The sequence below is a fragment of the Prosthecobacter sp. genome (assembly GCF_029946185.1).
Lineage (GTDB): Bacteria > Verrucomicrobiota > Verrucomicrobiia > Verrucomicrobiales > Verrucomicrobiaceae > Prosthecobacter.
The window spans coordinates 1-16,533 of the sequence record NZ_JAQSEA010000254.1 but is presented as its reverse complement, the minus strand read 5'-3'; the positions used below and the strand labels follow the sequence as shown (position 1 = coordinate 16,533).

The following is a 16,533-nucleotide window of genomic DNA, read 5'->3' as shown; positions in this document are numbered from 1 at the left end:
CACCCCCGGACACGTGGACTTCACTGCTGAAGTGGAACGTTCCCTCCGTGTGCTTGATGGCGCGATCTTCGTGCTTTGCGCTGTTGCTGGTGTGCAGCCGCAGTCCGAAACGGTTTATCGTCAGGCGGAAAAGTATCGCGTTCCTCGTATCGCTTTCGTGAACAAGATGGACCGCACCGGTGCCAACTTCGACAACGTGGTCAGCGATGTGCGCAAGAAGCTGGGTGCGAATGCCTGGCCGATCCTCATCCCAATCGGTGCTGAAGAAGGCCTGATCGGACAGATCGACGTGGTGAACCAGAAGGCGATCATCTACAACGACGACGAAAAATTTGGCTCGTCCTATTCGGTGCGTGAGCTCGAAGGTGCTGAAATCGCAAAGGCCAAGGAGGCCTATGACGGTCTTCTGGCAGAAATTTGCAACCAGGACGAAGAACTGGGCATGAAGTTCCTCGAAGAACTGCCAATCACGATCAAGGAAGTCAAGGAAGCGCTGCGCCGCACGGTGATCGCCAACAAGATCATCCCAATGGCCGGTGGTTCCGCCTTCAAAAACAAGGGCGTGCAGTATCTGATCGACGCCGTGATCGACTATCTCCCAGGTCCTCTTGACATTGAGCCGCAGACTGGCCAGCTCGTGGACGATCCAGAAACGAAGGTTGTAGCTACTCCTGATGACGCTGGTAAATTCTGCGCACTCGGCTTCAAGCTGTGGTCTGACAAATTCGGCCGACTGGTGTTCTTCCGCGTTTATTCCGGCAAGGTTTCCAAGGGCGACACCATTTACAATCCCCGCACCCGCAAGTCTGAGCGTGTGGGCCGCCTCATCCAGATTCAGGCCAGCGTCCATAAGGACATTGACACCTGTTACTCGGGTGACATCGCCGCCCTCGTGGGTGTGAAGGATGTTCGCACTGGCGACACCTTTTGTGATGAAGATCTCGACATTCTTCTTGAGCCACCAACATTCCCAGAACCAGTGATCTCGATGGCCGTCGAGCCAAAGACCAAGGGTGACCAGGAAAAGATGGGCAACGCTCTCCAGCGCCTCTCCGAAGAAGATCCAACATTCTTCGTCAAGACGGACGAAGAAACCGGCCAGGTCATCATCGCCGGCATGGGCGAACTCCATCTCGAAATTCTCTGCGACCGCCTCAAGCGCGAGCACAAAGTTGAAACCACCACTGGCAAACCGCAGATCGCCTACCGCGAAACGCTCACCATCCCAGCTGATGGCGAAGGCAAGCTGGTCAAGCAGTCTGGTGGTCGTGGTCAATACGGTCACGTTGTCGTCAAGATCCGCCCTGGTGAAAAGGGTTCAGGCGTCGTCGTCGAAAACAAGGTTGTCGGCGGCACCATCCCGAAAGAATTCATCAACCCTGCCAAGTCGGGTTGCGTCGAAGCCGCTCTGAATGGCATCATCGCTGGTTATCCGGTGATCGACCTTCACATCGATATCGTTGACGGTTCCAGCCATGAAGTGGACTCCAACGAAAACGCGTTCAAGATGGCCGGTATCTTCGCCGTCAAAGACGCGCTCAAGAAAGCCAAGTGCATTCTCCTTGAGCCGATCATGGCCGTGGAAGCCACCACGCCGGAAGATTATCAGGGCGATATCATGGGTGACTTGAACCGCCGCCGTGGCAAGATTCAGGGCATGGACAGCCGCGGCATGACCGCCATCCTGCGCGCCGAAGTTCCTCTGGCAGAAATGTTTGGTTACTCCACCGCCATCCGCACACTCTCCTCCGGACGCGCCAGCTACTCCATGCAACCTTCCCACTTCGAGCAGGTCCCGCATCAGATTGTTGAGCAGATCGTCGAGCAGCGTGGAGGCTCCAAGTAACGGCCCACGCGCACTGAACCCCCCGTATCCCAAGGACAATCGTCATGACTAATCAACGCATCAGAATCCGCCTCCGCGCCTATGACTACCGCGTGCTCGACAAGAGCACCGCAGACATCGTCGAAACCGCCAAGCGCACCGGCGCCCGTGTTGCAGGCCCAATCCCGCTGCCAACGCGCATCGAGAAGTTCACCGTCAACCGTTCCCCGCACGTCGATAAGAAGTCGATGGACCAGTTCGAAATCCGCACGCACAAGCGCCTGCTGGACATCGTTGACCCCACCTCCCGCACCGTGGACGAGCTGAAAAAGCTTAATCTCCCTTCCGGCGTGGACATCACCATCAAGATCTAAGACGATCTTCACTTTTAAAAACAGGAGGACAAATTCATGAGTCTCGGATTGATCGGTAAAAAACTCGGTATGACAAAGGTTTACGACGCCAAAGGCGACGCAATCTCGGTCACAGTGGTTGATGTCAGCGGCAACACCATTCTTCAGGTGAAGCGCAGCGACGGCAAAGACAAGTACAGCGCAGTGCAGGTTGGCTACGGCGACCAGTTGAAGGATTCCCGCGTCACCAAGCCGCTGCTGGGCCACTTCAAGAAGCACGGTTGCACGATGGCCAAGCGCATCGTCAAAGAATTCCGCCTCACTGGCGACGACCAGCTGCCAGCTGCAGATGCTAAGCTCGACGCGAGCATCTTCAGCAACGGTCAGGTGGTTGACGTTATCGGCAATACCAAAGGCAAAGGCTTCCAAGGCGTCGTCAAGCGCTGGAACTTTGCTGGTCAGCCAGCTACGCATGGTCACATGATGCATCGTCGTCCTGGTTCCATCGGTTGCCGTCTGACTCCTGGTCTCGTCTGGAAAAACCAGAAGATGCCTGGCCATGATGGCACCACCCGCTGCACCACACAGAATCTTGTGGTTGTGCAGAGCCGTCCTGAAGAAGGCATCCTGCTCATCAAAGGCGCACTCCCCGGTAACAAAGGCAGCATCGTTGTGGTGCGCCCCGGCAAAAAAGCCGTTGTTAAGAAATAATTACGAGGAACTGAACCATGTCCGCGACCATTCTCTCAGCCGACGCCGCCAAGGCGGCCAACATTCAACTGACCGAGGGCTATAAAGGCTCCCAGGCTCTTAACGACACGCTGGTGGCCTACCGTGCCAACCGCCGTCAGGGCAACGCCCACACCAAAAACCGTTCTGAAGTTGCCGGCTCCGGCAAGAAGCTTTGGAACCAAAAGGGAACCGGCAATGCTCGTATGGGCAGCAAACGTTCTCCGATCTGGAGTGGTGGTGGTGTCGTTTTCGGCCCACGCAACACAACCGTTTGGGCAAAGAAGACCACCAAAGGCACCAAGAAGCTCGCTCTCCGCGCCGCTCTGACCGCCCGCATCCATGATGGTGATGTGCTTACCATTGCTAATTTTGCAGTGGCAGACGGCAAGACGAAGAGCTTCATCGCCGCCGTCAATGACCTTACCACCGCGAAGAACGTGCTGCTCGTCGGCACAGGCTTCGATGAACTCACCTTCCGCGCTGGCCGCAATGTCCAGAACGTTCAGCTTATCTCCGCTGACGACGTGAATGCCGAGCACCTCCTGCGCTTCCGCAGCGTTGTGGTGACCGGTGCCGCCCTTGAAACCCTTGCCAAGAGGACCGCCTGATCATGAAAGACCTTCATAAAGTCATCAAAACCATCCGTCTCAGCGAAAAAGCAACGCTGCTGGGCGAACAGAACAACGAGTACGTGTTCTCCGTGGATGTCGAAGCCACCAAGATCGACATCAAACAGGCCATCGAAAAACTGTTTGGCAAAAAAGTCACCGGTGTCCGCACTGCGAACTATGACGGCAAGGCCCGTCGTGAGCGCCGCGCCGATTCCGGCCGCACCAATCACTGGAAGAAAGCGATCGTCCGCCTCAAAGCGGGTGAAAAGTTCGACCTCGCGTAAACCCAGGCCCGCAACCCTTTAACTTATTCTACCGTCATGGCGCTGAAAACATTCAAGCCTACTACGCCCACCAATCGCTACAAGGAGTGGAACTCCTTTGATGAGATCACCAAGCATTCGCCGGAAAAAAGCCTCACTGTGGCTCTCCGCAAATCCGGTGGTCGTAACAACACTGGTCGTATCACCTGCCGTCACATCGGTGGTGGTCACGAAAGACGTTACCGTCTCATCGACTTCAAACGCTCACGCCGTGATGAAGCAGCCAAAGTGGTCGGCATCGAATACGATCCGAATCGCTCCGCTCGCATCGCCCTCGTCGAGTACAAGGACGGCCAGCGCGCCTACATCCTCGCCCCAAACACCCTTTCAGTGGGTGCCTCGGTGATGGCTGGTGAGAAAGCTGCTCCAGAAGTGGGCAATGCTCTCCCTCTTAGCAAGATCCCACTTGGAACCTCGATCCACAACATCGAGCTCTCCCCAGGCAAAGGCGGCGTTGTCGCCCGTGCTGCAGGTCAGGCTGCTGTGCTCTCCAACCGTGAAGGTGACTTCGCCCTGGTGCGCATGCCTTCTGGAGAAATCCGCAAGATCCTCGCTGTCTGCTACGCCACAATCGGCCAGGTCGGCAACGTCGAGCACATGAACGTCGTCAGCGCCAAAGCGGGCCGCACTCGCTGGCAGGGCACCCGCCCAACCGTCCGTGGTATGTGTATGAACCCGATCGACCATCCTAACGGTGGTGGTGAAGGCCGTTCCAAATCCGGTGGTGGTCGCCAGCATCTGCTCAGCCCATGGGGCCACGCAAAGGGTGAGAAGACCCGCAATAAGAAGAAGGCATCGAACAAGCTCATCATCCAGAGCCGTCACGCCAAGAAGTAATCCATTCCTCAATCACGCACTCACATGGCACGCTCCCTCAAAAAAGGTCCTTTCGTTCAGCAAGCCCTCCTCGACAAGGTGGACAAGCTTAACGACGCCAAGCAGAAACGCCCCATCAAGACTTGGGCACGTTCCTCCATGGTCACTCCTGACCTTGTTGGCCACACCTTCCTCGTTCACAACGGCAAAGACTTCGTCTCTGTTTATGTGACTGAAAACATGGTGGGACACCGCCTCGGCGAGTTTTCCCTGACCCGTCTGTTCAAGTCTCACGGTGCCGTCACCGTCAAGGCCGCCAAGTAATTCCTGAGCATCGAGCTTTTACATGTCACTCCGCAATTCCATCACCTGCCTCACTGCCTCACTGCTTCTTGCAGTGGGTGTGTCAGGTGTGAGTGCGGATGACAGGCTCGAAAATCAGGAACTGCATATCTCGCTTCAAGTCGCCGCCGCAAAGATCCAAGCTCAAGATGCTCAGCTTCTTGCTGCCAAGGATAAGAACGACGCGCTGGCGCAGAGCGCTGCTGCTGCCAATGCTGAAACCAACGAGCTCAAAGATCGCTACGAAAAGCTGCGCGGTCTGCTCGAAGGTCTTGGGGTTGGTGCACTCGAAAACTCCAAGGATCAAACCCAGGAGCGCCTGCTCGCTGCCCTCAGCGACCTGCGCATCATGAAAGACCAGCGCGACGAACTCGCCAATGCTCTGATTGAACTGGCTGAATCAGGCATGGGTCTGATGAAGGGCGCTCAAAACGCTGATCCGGCCGCTGCGGACCGTCTTAACAAGGCCATTACCGCTGCCGATGCCGCGCTTGTCAAAGCAGGTGGTGGTCAGAATGGCCAGGCCTTGGGTGACCTGCAAAACGCTCGCGTCGTCAGCCTAAAGAGTGAACTCGGCATCGCCGTTCTCTCAATCGGTGCTAAAGACGGAGTGAAGCCAGGAATGCCTTTTGAAATTTACCGCGAAGACAAGCCCATCGCCAAAGTCCTTGTCACTGAAGTTCGCAACTCTGTCTGTGGCGCAGTCGTCCAGGAACTGGCTACTGCAAATGATCCCGTCCGCGTCGGTGACCGGGGTCGCGTCGATCTCAACAAATCTCTCTAACGAAGTCAAGAACCCCCCCTCGCTTTATGTCCGTCCGTTCCGTCCTCAAATACGCCAGGATCTCCTCGCAGAAAGCCCGTCAGGTCACACGTGCCATCACCGGCATGCCCGTTTCCCAGGCGCTGAGCGTTCTCGACTTCACTCCAAAGAAAGCCGCCTTCCTTGTTGGCAAGACTCTTCGTTCCGCTATCGCGAATGCTGAGAACAACCACGAGCAGGATGCCTCTGAATTCATCGTTCAGTCCGCCATCGCCACTCCAGGCCCGGTCCTGAGCCGCATCATGCCACGTGCACGTGGTTCAGCCGCTCCGATCAAGAAGCGCATGACTCACATCACCGTCATCATCGGCGCACCGAAGGCTGAAGAAGCCAAGGCCGAAGGTGAGAAGAAGGCTCCAAAGTCCGCTCGTCGGAATGCACCTGCCGTCAAGAAGGCAGCCAAAGCCAAGAAAGCTTCTGAATAACCGCAACGCCCCCCAACCGCACCTCTTCACTTTATGGGACAGAAAGTAAATCCGATCGGCTTCCGCCTCGCAGTCACCAAAGACTGGCGCTCCAAGTGGTACGCACCTGAAAAAGAATATGCAGATTCGCTTCACAGCGATCTCGCCATTCGTGGCTACCTGAAGGAAAAACTCATGCAGGCTGCGATCTCCAAGATCGTGATCGAGCGCGCTTGGAACCAGGTCCGCGTGACCCTCCACACCGCCCGCCCAGGTCTGGTCATTGGCCGTAAGGGTCAGGAAATCGATGTGATGAGCCAGAAGGTCTCCGAAATGTGCGGTGGCAAGCAGGTCAAGATCGACATCTTCGAAATCAAGCAGCCTGAACTTGACGCCCAGCTCGTCGCAGAAGCAGTCGCCGTTCAGCTTGAGCGCCGTATCTCCTTCCGCCGCGCCATGAAGCGTTCCGTGCAGACCGCCATGGACATGGGTGCTGATGGCATTCGTCTCCGCTGCGCCGGCCGTCTCGGTGGTGCCGACATCGCTCGTGCAGAGTGGTATCGCCAGGGCAAGGTTCCTCTTCAGACCCTGCGTATCCCGATTGATTATGGCTTCGCAGAAGCTCGCACTGTTTACGGTATCATCGGCGTGAAGTGCTGGATGAACCGTGGCAATGCCCCTGAAGGCGTGTCCCGCCCACAAGGTGACCGTCGCCCACGCAGAGATGACCGTCGCCCTGGCGGTGGCGCTCCTGGAGCTCCAGGTCCTCGCGGTGGTGATCGTGGCCGTGGCCCACAAGGTGGCGGCGGTTATGGTGGTGGTGGCTACGGTGGCGGCGCTCCAGCACCGGCCCCAGCACCTGCCCAAGCATAAACGACCCTTTTCCTCCAAATAACCCCTTTCTACCGGACCTAGACGTATGGCCCTTCTTCCAAGCAGAGTAAAATATCGTAAATCGCAGCGCGGCAACCGCGGCGGCAACGCCACAAGCGGCAACAAGCTGGACTTTGGTGACTTCGGTCTCCAGACCCTTGAGCGCGGCTGGATCAAAAACATCCACATCGAAGCCTGCCGCGTGGCCATCACGCGCTTCCTGAAGCGAAAAGGCAAGGTCTTCTGCCGTATTTTCCCACACAAGCCAGTCACCCAGCGTCCACCGGAAGTCCGAATGGGTAAGGGTAAAGGCGCTCCAGAATTCTGGGTTGCAGTGGTCCTTCCGGGGCACATGCTGTTTGAAGTTTCTGGCGTTAACGAAGCCACCGCTCGCGAAGCCTGCCGCCTCGCCAACACCAAGCTCGGTCTGCGCTGCCGCTTCGTCAGCCGCGACACCCAGGGCAAATAATCAACGCTCATTGCGAACTCAATTATGAAGATCAAAGAACTCCGTGAATCGACTGTGGAAGAACTCTCCACACGCCGTCGCGAACTGAAGCAGGAAGCGCTGAATCTGCGCGTGCAGCAGAGCGCAGGTGGCGGTCAGCTCGAAAATCCAGCCCGTCTGACCCATATCCGCCGCGAGATCGCCCGGATCGAAACCATCATCACCGAACGCACCCGCGCTGCGGCTGCCAAGAAGGCCGCCTGATCCGGTCATCAACCCACTGAAGCATTTCCAATATCATGAGCGAGACCACCGCAGAAGCCCCTGCAGCCACCGAAAAACCAGCCGTGCGCAAGACGCGTGTCGGCGTCGTGGTGTCCGATAAAATGACGAAGACCATCGTCGTTAAAGTCGAACGCCGCGTTCCGCATCCAATCTTCAAGAAGATCGTGCGCAAAACCTCCAAGTTCTATGCCCACGACGAAAACAGCGTGGCCAAAGAAGGTGACAAAGTGCTCATCGCCGAAACCCGCCCGCTCTCCAAGCTGAAGCGCTGGGAGCTGATCGAAGTGCAGAAGCACTAAGTCATATTTAGAACCCTTTAACTTACCAGGAGAAACAGTTTATGTTGCAAATGGAGTCCTCAATCCCGGTGGCTGACAACACCGGTGCCAAGCTGGCCACGATGATCGGCGTGCTCGGCAAGAAAAATACCCGCTTCGCCTATGTTGGCGATATCATCACCGCCCACGTTCGTGAGTCGACACCGACCGCAGCCGTGAAAAAAGGTGAAGTGGTTCGCGCTGTAATCGTGCGCACCTCGCACCCAATCCGCCGTGTTGATGGTTCGATCCTTCGCTTTGACCGCAATGCGATGGTCATTATCGACAAGGACAATAACCCGCGTGGCACCCGCATCTTTGGCCCAGTGGCCCGTGAGTTGCGCGACAAGAATTTCATGAAGATCGTTTCCCTCGCACCTGAAGTGCTGTAATTCCAATGAGCCGTACCAAGACCCACGTTAAAAAAGGCGACAATGTCGTCGTCATTTCCGGAGCCGCCAAAGGCGCCCAGGGCGTTGTCCTGGCAGTGCAGACTGCTAAGAACCGGGTGCTCGTCGAAGGCGTGCGCATGATCAAGAAAGCGATCAAGCCCACCCAGCAAAATCAAGCCGGCGGCTTCCAAGAGCAAGAAGCCCCCATTCATATCTCGAATGTCAAGCGCGTTGATGCGCCTGTAAAAGAGAAGAAAAAGAAAGTTGCTAAGAAGAAGGCCAAGGCCTAGATCAACGCCCCCCATTTGCCTCCCCCCTCGCTATCGTCGTTCCACAACGGTGCGACCATCGAGGGAAAGGCGGCACAGCCAAACTGAATCATGGAACATATCCTACAGACCCTCTATAAAGAAAAACGCACTGAGCTGAAAACCACGCTCGGTCTCGAAAACATCCATCAGGTCCCTCAGCTCAAAAAAATCGTCGTGAACTGCGCCATCGGCAGTCAGGCAGAGCGCAAGCAGGCGATCGAAGACGCTGTGAATGAAGTCACTCTCATCACTGGCCAGAAGCCAATCATCACCAAGAGCAAGAAGGCCATCGCCAACTTCAAGCTTCGTGAAGGTGAAAATGTCGGCGTCAAAGTCACCCTTCGTGGCGAGAAGATGTATGACTTCATGATGCGTCTCGTGCGCACCGCCATTCCTCGTATTCGTGACTTCCGTGGTGTCGCCCCCCGTGCCTTTGACGGTCGTGGCAACTACACCCTCGGTGTTGCTGAACAGTCGATCTTCCCGGAAATCGAACTCGACAAGATCAAGCGTCAGCTTGGTTTTGACATCACCTTCGTCACCAGCACGAATAATGATGACCATGCGCGTGAAATGCTGCGCACACTTGGGATGCCATTCCGCGTCCGCGTGGCCCAGCCGAAGAAGGAAGATGGCACTGAAGCCGCAGCCGCATAACCCAAACACCCGGACACACTCAGCGTCATGACCGACCCGATCGCAGATTTTCTTACCCGCATCCGCAACGCCTGCTCAGCACAGCAGGAGCAGGTGCTCATTCCCTTCTCCAAGTTGAAGGCCGAACTTTCCCGCATTTTGCAGGAAGAAGGCTACATCTGGGGCTACGAAGTGGACACCACCGCCACCCATCCCCGCCTTAAGCTGAAGCTCAAGTATCAGGACAAGACCGCTGTCATTCGCAAGATCGACCGTGTCAGCAAGCCTGGTCTGCGCAAGTATGTCGGCAGCACTGAGATTCCTCGTGTTCTTGGCGGCCTGGGCATTTCCATTCTTTCCACACCACGCGGCATCATGACGGGTGCCAAGGCCCGCAAAGCCAAAGTGGGCGGCGAACTTCTCGCCACTGTCTGGTAACCCCCAACCCGTCACACCCATTATGTCACGCGTAGGCAAACAAATTATTTCCATCCCAGACAAGGTCACCATCAAACTTGGTGCTGATCGTACGGTGCAGGTCAAGGGCCCGAGGGGCGAACTTGGCTGGACTCTTCCTCTCGGAGTCAAGGTCGCATCCGATGACAAGACGATCAACGTCACTCGTGATTCAGAAGACCGCAAAGTGCGCGCCCTTCATGGCACCACCCAGCGCCTGATCACGAACATGCTCATCGGTGTCAGCCAAGGCTACACCCGCAATCTTGAGATTCATGGCGTCGGTTTCCGCGCCACTGTCAAAGGTTCCAACATCGACCTTCAGCTGGGCCAGTCCCATGACCGTCTTCATCCGATTCCTCAGGGAGTGAAGGTGACTGTCACTGAAAACACCAAGATCGCCATTGAGGGCATCGACAAACAGGTGGTCGGGCAGCTTGCTGCTGATATTCGTGCTTACTACCCGCCGGAGCCTTACAAGGCCAAGGGCGTGCGTTACGTGGGCGAACACATCCGCCGTAAAGCCGGCAAATCCGTCAAATAATTTCCGGAGATACTCATCATGGCTCTTACCAATCGCAAAGATATTCGCGCTCGCATTCACAAGCGCATCCGCCGCAAACTCAGCGGTACCGCCGAGCGTCCCCGCCTCGCAGTTTACTTCTCGAACACCAACGTTTACGCCCAGGTCATCGACGACGCGGCCGGCAAGACGATCGTTTCGGCATCCACTAAGGAAAAAGGTTACGGCGCTGGCAAGGCCAACGTCGAAAACGCCACCAAAATTGGCAACCTCCTCGCGGAGCGTGCCATGGCAAAAAACATCACCGAAGTGGTCTTCGACCGTGCCGGTTTCATTTATCATGGCAAGGTGAAAGCCCTTGCAGATGCTGCCCGTGAAAAGGGTCTGAAATTCTAAAACCGCCTCACGCAAATTTATGGCCGAAGAAACAGTAGTTATCGATCCCCCAGCCGCCGCACCCGTGGTGGCACCAGCTCCAGCAGCACCTGCGCCCGCACCTTCCTACGGTGGTTTCCGTGGTCGTGATGATCGTGCTCCTCGCGAGACGGACGGCGTCGAAAAAGTAGTTCACATCAACCGATGCGCCAAGGTGGTCAAAGGTGGTCGTCGCTTCAGCTTCAGCGCACTCGTCGTATCTGGCGATGCCAAGGGCAAAGTTGGCTGCGGTTTTGGCAAGGCCAACGAAGTTTCTGACGCCATCAAGAAGGCGACTGAAGCTTCCCGCAAAAACATGGTTTCCATCTGCCTCAAGGACAGCACCATCCCACATGAAGTGATTGGTGCCCATGGTGGCGGACACATTCTCCTCAAGCCAGCAACGCCTGGTACCGGCATCATTGCTGGTGGCGGTGCCCGCGCCGTGCTTGAAGCAGCAGGTGTCAAAGACGTGATCGGTAAATCGCTGGGATCCAGCAACCACGCCAACGTCGTCCGTGCAACGCTTGCCGCTCTTACTGCGCTGCGCCCTGCCGACGAAATCCTCCGCGCACGCGGCAAGGAGATCAAAGAGCGCAAGGCTCTCTGATTGAATCAACTTATTCCCCTTAAATTTCCATGCAACTCCAAGACGTCAAACCCCGGCCCGGTGCCAAGAAGCGCCGCAAGCGCATCGGCTGTGGCGAAAGCTCCGGTCACGGTAAAACCTCCGGTAAAGGCAACAAAGGTCAGATGGCCCGCGCAGGTCGTGGCATTCGCCCCGGCTTTGAAGGTGGTCAGATGCCAATGCATCGCCGTCTGCCAAAGAAGGGCTTTAACAACAAGCAGTTCAAAGACGTCTTCGAAGTCGTGAACGTTGGTGAACTCAACGAAGCTTTCAAGGATGGCGCTGTCATCAATGAAGCCGCACTGCGTGAGTCAGGTCTGGTGAGCCGCAATTGCGACTACATCAAGATTCTCGGCACTGGCGAGCTTGCCCTCAAGCTCACCATCGAGGGCGCGAAAGTCAGCGCCACCGCCCGTGAAAAGATTGAGAAAGCCGGCGGTTCCATCGCTGCCTGATTTTTTTGACCTAACCAACCTCTTTGATGGGCCGGTCTCCGCGCAGCGAATGCTGTCAGGAAGCAGGCCCATCTTCGCTTAGAGCCACTCTCTCATGATCTCTGCTTTCGCCAACAGCTTCAAAGTTCCCGAACTTCGCTCGCGTATTCTTTTCACCTTGGCGATGATTGTCATCGTCCGCATCGGCACATCCATCACGCTTCCGGGTGTTGATGCAACGGTGTTGAATGCCTGGATCGAAAACAAGGCGGGTGACAATGCCTCCGGTGCCTCACAGGTCGCCGCACTGCTCAACATTTTCAGCGGCGGTGGGCTGCAAAACTGCGCTATTTTTGCCTTGGGCATCATGCCCTACATCAGCGCCAGCATCATGCTGCAGCTGTTGACAGCTGTCTGGCCTCCGCTGAGCAAGCTGGCCCGTGAGGAAGGTGGACGTCAGAAGATCACGCAATATACGCGTATCGCCACGATCGTGCTCTGCGTCTTTCAGGCTACTCTTCTCGCCCAATCTCTCCACGATCCGGCGCAAAATTACTTGATGGCGGGTTTGCAGGATGCCATCGATAAACTGGGTGGCAGACCGCTCGTTCCCAATTATGGGATTGGATTTGTATTTACCAGCGTCATCACCATCACCGCTGGCACGATGCTCATGATGTGGCTTGGGGAGCAGATCACAGACCGAGGGATCGGTAACGGTGTTTCCATCCTCATTTGCGTCAACATCGTTTCCGACCTTCCGGGTGCGCTGATCCAAGTCTGGCAGACCTTTGTGAGCAGTGTCAAGGCCAGCCCTTCCAGCGCCTTTACCCTTGTTCTATTGATGGGTTTCATGATTATCGTCATTGCGGGTGTTATCGCGCTGACCCAGGCGACGCGACGCATTGCCATCACTTATGCCAAGCGTGTTGTCGGTCGTAAGGTCTATGGCGGACAGACCCAGTATCTGCCCCTCAAGATCAATTATTCCGGTGTTATGCCGATCATCTTCGCCCAAGCGATTTTGCTCTTTCCTTCCACCATTCTGGCTTCGCTCTTCAAAGATGTGAATTGGATCCAGCGCATGGCGATGTTTATCAGCAGTGGCTGGGTTTACTATGTGGTGTCTTCGCTGCTGATTTTCTTCTTCAGTTACTTCTGGGTCGCCACGATGTTCCAGCCGACACAGATCTCGGAAGATCTCAAGAAGAGTGGTGGTTACGTTCCGGGCATCCGCCCAGGCAAGCCGACTGCGGACTTCCTGGACTTCACAATGAGTCGTTTGACCTTTGCGGGGGCGATCTTCCTCACCGGTCTCTATGTGATGCCGGGCGTCGTCAGCAGCACGTTGCAAATTTCCAGCTCGGCTGCGCAGTTCTTCGGTGGCACCAGCCTGCTGATCCTTGTCGGTGTCGTGCTTGATGTCATGCGCCAGGTCGAAACTCATCTGTTGCAGAGCCATTATGACGGCTTCCTCAAGAAGGGGCGCATTCGTGGCCGTGTGGACCGCATCCAGCAGGGAGCGCGGGCAGTGGACTCCACCACCGTCGTGTGGATTTGGGTCGCTCTCGCCATCATGGTCTTGATTGGCGTCGTGTACAAACTCGCTCTTAAGTGAGCCTTACTCAGCGCGTCATGGCATTTGTAAAATCTGGGAACATCCCCATCCGTCACGGCGCGCAGCAGCAGGGCATCCGCAGGGCCTGTCAGGTAGCACGTGATGTGCTGATCAAATCCGCCTCGCAGGTGCATGTCGGAGTGACGACTGCGGAGGTGGACCGTTTTGCCGCCGCTGAAATCAAGGCGTGCGGTGCCACCAGCGCCTTTCTGGGCTACCGCAAGTTTCCAGGCCACATCTGCATCTCCATCAATGAGGAGGTCGTGCACGGCATCGGTGGTCCGCGTGTGATTCAAGATGGAGACATCGTGAAAATTGACGTCGGTGTTTATTTCGACGGCTGGGTAGGGGATAATGCACTGACGGTTCCTGTTGGCAACGTGGCCAAGGAAACGCTGCACCTTCTCGCTGCGACCGAAGAATCACTGCTGAATGCTGTGAAATTTGCCCGTGATGGTTGGATGCTTGGCGATCTTTGCCACAGCGTGGAGCACCATGTCACTCAGTATGGTTACACGGTGGTGCGTGAGTTTGTCGGCCATGGCGTCGGCAGAAAACTTCACGAAGAACCGCAGGTGCCAAACTACGGAAAGAAGGGCGACCGCCCACGTCTTAAAGCAGGGATGACTCTGGCCATCGAACCGATGATCAACATGGGAACGGGGAAGACGCGCACACTTGAAGACAAGTGGACGGTGGTGACGACTGACCGCAAGCCTTCGGCGCACTTTGAGCATGTGGTTCTGGTCACAGCCGACGAGCCGGAGATTCTGACGGCACGTGACCGCATGTTTCCGAAGGGAACCGCAGACCTTACGCCTAGACCGGTCTCAGAGCTGGGCTGAGGCTGGAATCACGCCTCCCGCTACACGGTCGCACCAGTGGCCTTTTGCGCAGGCAAATGGAGTTCTGAACACTTATTTTTAGTTCAGTCATCCTGTGACTGGACTGCTTCTAAGCGCATGCCAGAGTCGTAGTTTTGCGGGCGATGAAACAAGGGTCTTTGGGCCGTGTTCTATCTCTGCGCGCCGACTCCTACATGAACGACACACCCTCTCTTGCTTCTCCGCCGCCTGCCAAAGGTCGTGCCGGATGTTTTGTGGTCATTTTCCTCGTCCTCGCCGGTGGCGTTTGGCTGTGGATGAACCGTCCGGCACCCGCCGCAGGCGGCCCTCCCGGTGGTCGTGGAGCTTCGCGTAGCGCCACGGTCGCTGTGACTGTTGGTGAGGTGAAGCAGGAGGACTTTGAGGAATGGTTGAGCCTCTCCGGCACCGTCACCCCGCTGAATGTGGTCGTCGTGCGCAGTCGCGTGGATGGGCAGTTGGACAAGGTGCGGTTTGTCGAGGGACAGATGGTCAAAGCCGGTGACCTCCTCGCGGAAATCGATCCACGTCCGTTTCAAGTCACGCTGGATCAGGCCAAGGGACAGCTCTCACGGGATGAGGCTCTGCTGCTCAATGCGCGCAAAGACTTGGACCGGTACAACGCGTTGCTCAAACAGGACTCCATCGCCAAGCAGCAGGTGGACACCCAGGCCTCGCTGGTCTTGCAGTATGAAGCCGCGTTGGAATCCGACCGCGCTACGGTCGCCAGTGCCGAGCTTCAGCTCAGCTACACCAAGGTCACCGCGCCACTCACCGGGCGTGTCGGTTTGCGGCAGGTGGACGCTGGCAACATGATCCGCGCCTCGGATGTGAACGGGCTGGTCATCATCACGCAGATGGACCCCATCGGTTTGATCTCCGCCATTCCCCAGGAGCGCGTGGCGGGCATCCAGCAACGTCTGGCTGACGGCGGCCCGGTGCTGGTGGAGGCCGTGGACAAGCTGATGGATAAAGTCCTGGCGCGCGGAAAATTGCTGACCACCGACAATCAAATCGATCTCACCTCCGGTACCTTGCGGCTGAAGGCGCAGTTGCCCAATACCGACGGCCTGTTGTTTCCGAATCAGTTTGTGGTCACCCGGCTGCTGGTGGAGACGCAGCCCAAGGCCATCGTGGCCCCCGCCACGGCCATCCAGCGTGGCGCGAAGGGCGGCTATGCGTATGTCCTGCAGGCTGACAACACTGTGAAGCTTCACGATGTGGTCACCGGCCACACGCAGGGTGATCGCGTGCTCATCCTCGAAGGATTGAAACCCGGCGACAAAGTGATCACGATGGGCGTTGATCGACTTCGCGAAGGCAGCGCCGTGCAGGTCATCACCCCTGGCAAGAAACCTCCCACCGAGATCCCTCAAGGCGACAAGCCCAAGGGTGAAGGCCCGCGCGGCAAAGCTGCGCCGCTGCCGTGATGTCTGACTTCTGCCTGACGACTCACGCATGAATCCCTCCCGCATCTTCATTGAGCGTCCCGTCGCAACCACGTTGCTGATGGTGGCGGTCTTGCTCGTCGGTGCGCTGGCCTACAGGCTGCTGCCAGTGTCCGCGCTGCCGCAGGTGGATTATCCCACGATCCAGGTCGTCACCCTCTATCCCGGTGCGGGACCGGAAGTGATGACCTCCTCCATCACGGCCCCGTTGGAGCGCCAGTTCGGCCAGATGCCCGGCCTCGCGCAGATGTATTCGATCAGCAGCGGCGGCTCCTCCGTGATCACCCTGCGGTTCACGCTCGGGCTGAGGCTGGACATTGCCGAGCAGAGCGTGCAGGCGGCGATCAATGCCGCCTCCACACTGCTGCCCACCGACCTGCCCAATCCGCCGATCTACAACAAGGTCAACCCGGCGGATGCGCCCATCATCTCGCTGGCCCTGACTTCGCACACCCTGCCATTGATCAAGGTGCAGGATGCTGCCGACACGCGCCTCGTGCCCAAGCTGTCGCAGATTACCGGCGTGGGGCTGGTCGCACTCAGCGGCGGCATGCGCCCGGCGGTACGCATCCGTGCCAATCCGGTCGCGCTCGCCTCACGCGGCCTCAGCACCGAGGACCTGCGCACCGCCATCACCACCGGGAATGTGAACCAGCCC

25 protein-coding genes are annotated in these 16,533 nt (G+C 57.1%); all 25 read left to right on the top strand.

Annotated features, from left to right (window positions below; genetic code table 11):
• The coding region (fusA, locus tag PSV43_RS21100; RefSeq protein ID WP_300202301.1) for an elongation factor G at nt 1-1,846 on the top strand (1,846 nt) is incomplete at its 5' end.
• A gap of 44 nt (nt 1,847-1,890) precedes the next feature.
• Nucleotides 1,891-2,199: a 30S ribosomal protein S10 gene (rpsJ, locus tag PSV43_RS21095; protein ID WP_294398955.1), complete on the top strand. Its 309-nt coding sequence runs from the start codon at nt 1,891-1,893 to the stop codon at nt 2,197-2,199.
• Nucleotides 2,200-2,235: 36 nt separating this feature from the next.
• Entirely contained in the window at nt 2,236-2,889 is a 654-nt protein-coding gene (gene rplC / locus PSV43_RS21090; RefSeq protein WP_300202297.1) for a 50S ribosomal protein L3, read from the top strand.
• A gap of 17 nt (nt 2,890-2,906) precedes the next feature.
• The gene (gene rplD, locus PSV43_RS21085; RefSeq protein ID WP_300202294.1) at nt 2,907-3,518 is read left to right on the top strand and encodes a 50S ribosomal protein L4; all 612 of its coding nucleotides are present in this window, start codon (nt 2,907-2,909) and stop codon (nt 3,516-3,518) included.
• 2 nt (nt 3,519-3,520) lie between these two features.
• Nucleotides 3,521-3,805 (top strand): 50S ribosomal protein L23, encoded by a 285-nt coding sequence (rplW, locus tag PSV43_RS21080; protein ID WP_300202291.1) that lies wholly within the window; start codon nt 3,521-3,523, stop codon nt 3,803-3,805.
• Nucleotides 3,806-3,841: 36 nt separating this feature from the next.
• The gene (gene rplB, locus PSV43_RS21075; RefSeq protein WP_300202288.1) at nt 3,842-4,681 is read left to right on the top strand and encodes a 50S ribosomal protein L2; all 840 of its coding nucleotides are present in this window, start codon (nt 3,842-3,844) and stop codon (nt 4,679-4,681) included.
• Between the two features lie 24 nt (nt 4,682-4,705).
• Nucleotides 4,706-4,984, top strand: coding sequence for a 30S ribosomal protein S19 (rpsS, locus tag PSV43_RS21070; RefSeq protein ID WP_294398970.1), 279 nt, complete (start codon nt 4,706-4,708; stop codon nt 4,982-4,984).
• A gap of 22 nt (nt 4,985-5,006) precedes the next feature.
• Nucleotides 5,007-5,786, top strand: coding sequence for a hypothetical protein (locus PSV43_RS21065; RefSeq protein WP_300202285.1), 780 nt, complete (start codon nt 5,007-5,009; stop codon nt 5,784-5,786).
• Nucleotides 5,787-5,812: 26 nt separating this feature from the next.
• On the top strand, nt 5,813-6,250 hold the full coding sequence (gene rplV / locus PSV43_RS21060; RefSeq protein WP_300202282.1) for a 50S ribosomal protein L22: 438 nt from the start codon (nt 5,813-5,815) through the stop codon (nt 6,248-6,250).
• A gap of 33 nt (nt 6,251-6,283) precedes the next feature.
• On the top strand, nt 6,284-7,102 hold the full coding sequence (gene rpsC, locus PSV43_RS21055; RefSeq protein WP_300202280.1) for a 30S ribosomal protein S3: 819 nt from the start codon (nt 6,284-6,286) through the stop codon (nt 7,100-7,102).
• A gap of 46 nt (nt 7,103-7,148) precedes the next feature.
• A complete protein-coding gene (gene rplP / locus PSV43_RS21050; RefSeq protein WP_300202277.1) occupies nt 7,149-7,571 on the top strand; it encodes a 50S ribosomal protein L16 in 423 nt (140 codons plus the stop codon).
• A 24-nt stretch (nt 7,572-7,595) separates the two neighbouring features.
• Complete coding sequence (rpmC, locus tag PSV43_RS21045) at nt 7,596-7,814, top strand: 50S ribosomal protein L29 (RefSeq protein ID WP_300202274.1); 219 nt, start codon at nt 7,596-7,598, stop codon at nt 7,812-7,814.
• 35 nt (nt 7,815-7,849) lie between these two features.
• Nucleotides 7,850-8,134: a 30S ribosomal protein S17 gene (gene rpsQ, locus PSV43_RS21040; protein WP_294398987.1), complete on the top strand. Its 285-nt coding sequence runs from the start codon at nt 7,850-7,852 to the stop codon at nt 8,132-8,134.
• Nucleotides 8,135-8,175: 41 nt separating this feature from the next.
• Nucleotides 8,176-8,544 (top strand): 50S ribosomal protein L14, encoded by a 369-nt coding sequence (gene rplN, locus PSV43_RS21035; RefSeq protein ID WP_300202271.1) that lies wholly within the window; start codon nt 8,176-8,178, stop codon nt 8,542-8,544.
• 5 nt (nt 8,545-8,549) lie between these two features.
• Nucleotides 8,550-8,834 carry a 50S ribosomal protein L24 gene (gene rplX, locus PSV43_RS21030; RefSeq protein WP_300202268.1) on the top strand — a complete coding sequence of 95 codons (285 nt, stop codon included), beginning with the start codon at nt 8,550-8,552 and terminating at the stop codon, nt 8,832-8,834.
• 90 nt (nt 8,835-8,924) lie between these two features.
• Nucleotides 8,925-9,512 carry a 50S ribosomal protein L5 gene (gene rplE / locus PSV43_RS21025; RefSeq protein ID WP_300202264.1) on the top strand — a complete coding sequence of 196 codons (588 nt, stop codon included), beginning with the start codon at nt 8,925-8,927 and terminating at the stop codon, nt 9,510-9,512.
• Between the two features lie 27 nt (nt 9,513-9,539).
• Nucleotides 9,540-9,929 (top strand): 30S ribosomal protein S8, encoded by a 390-nt coding sequence (gene rpsH / locus PSV43_RS21020; protein ID WP_300202261.1) that lies wholly within the window; start codon nt 9,540-9,542, stop codon nt 9,927-9,929.
• A gap of 22 nt (nt 9,930-9,951) precedes the next feature.
• Complete coding sequence (rplF, locus tag PSV43_RS21015) at nt 9,952-10,491, top strand: 50S ribosomal protein L6 (RefSeq protein ID WP_300202258.1); 540 nt, start codon at nt 9,952-9,954, stop codon at nt 10,489-10,491.
• Nucleotides 10,492-10,506: 15 nt separating this feature from the next.
• The gene (gene rplR / locus PSV43_RS21010) at nt 10,507-10,866 is read left to right on the top strand and encodes a 50S ribosomal protein L18 (RefSeq protein WP_345784681.1); all 360 of its coding nucleotides are present in this window, start codon (nt 10,507-10,509) and stop codon (nt 10,864-10,866) included.
• A 19-nt stretch (nt 10,867-10,885) separates the two neighbouring features.
• Complete coding sequence (rpsE, locus tag PSV43_RS21005; RefSeq protein WP_300202252.1) at nt 10,886-11,494, top strand: 30S ribosomal protein S5; 609 nt, start codon at nt 10,886-10,888, stop codon at nt 11,492-11,494.
• Between the two features lie 29 nt (nt 11,495-11,523).
• Complete coding sequence (gene rplO, locus PSV43_RS21000; protein WP_300202249.1) at nt 11,524-11,967, top strand: 50S ribosomal protein L15; 444 nt, start codon at nt 11,524-11,526, stop codon at nt 11,965-11,967.
• A gap of 94 nt (nt 11,968-12,061) precedes the next feature.
• Entirely contained in the window at nt 12,062-13,564 is a 1,503-nt protein-coding gene (gene secY, locus PSV43_RS20995) for a preprotein translocase subunit SecY (protein WP_300202246.1), read from the top strand.
• A 17-nt stretch (nt 13,565-13,581) separates the two neighbouring features.
• On the top strand, nt 13,582-14,409 hold the full coding sequence (gene map / locus PSV43_RS20990) for a type I methionyl aminopeptidase (RefSeq protein ID WP_300202242.1): 828 nt from the start codon (nt 13,582-13,584) through the stop codon (nt 14,407-14,409).
• A gap of 194 nt (nt 14,410-14,603) precedes the next feature.
• A complete protein-coding gene (locus PSV43_RS20985) occupies nt 14,604-15,857 on the top strand; it encodes an efflux RND transporter periplasmic adaptor subunit (RefSeq protein WP_300202239.1) in 1,254 nt (417 codons plus the stop codon).
• Nucleotides 15,858-15,885: 28 nt separating this feature from the next.
• Nucleotides 15,886-16,533 (top strand): efflux RND transporter permease subunit (locus tag PSV43_RS20980; protein ID WP_300202236.1); only part of this gene is annotated, 648 nt, incomplete at its 3' end.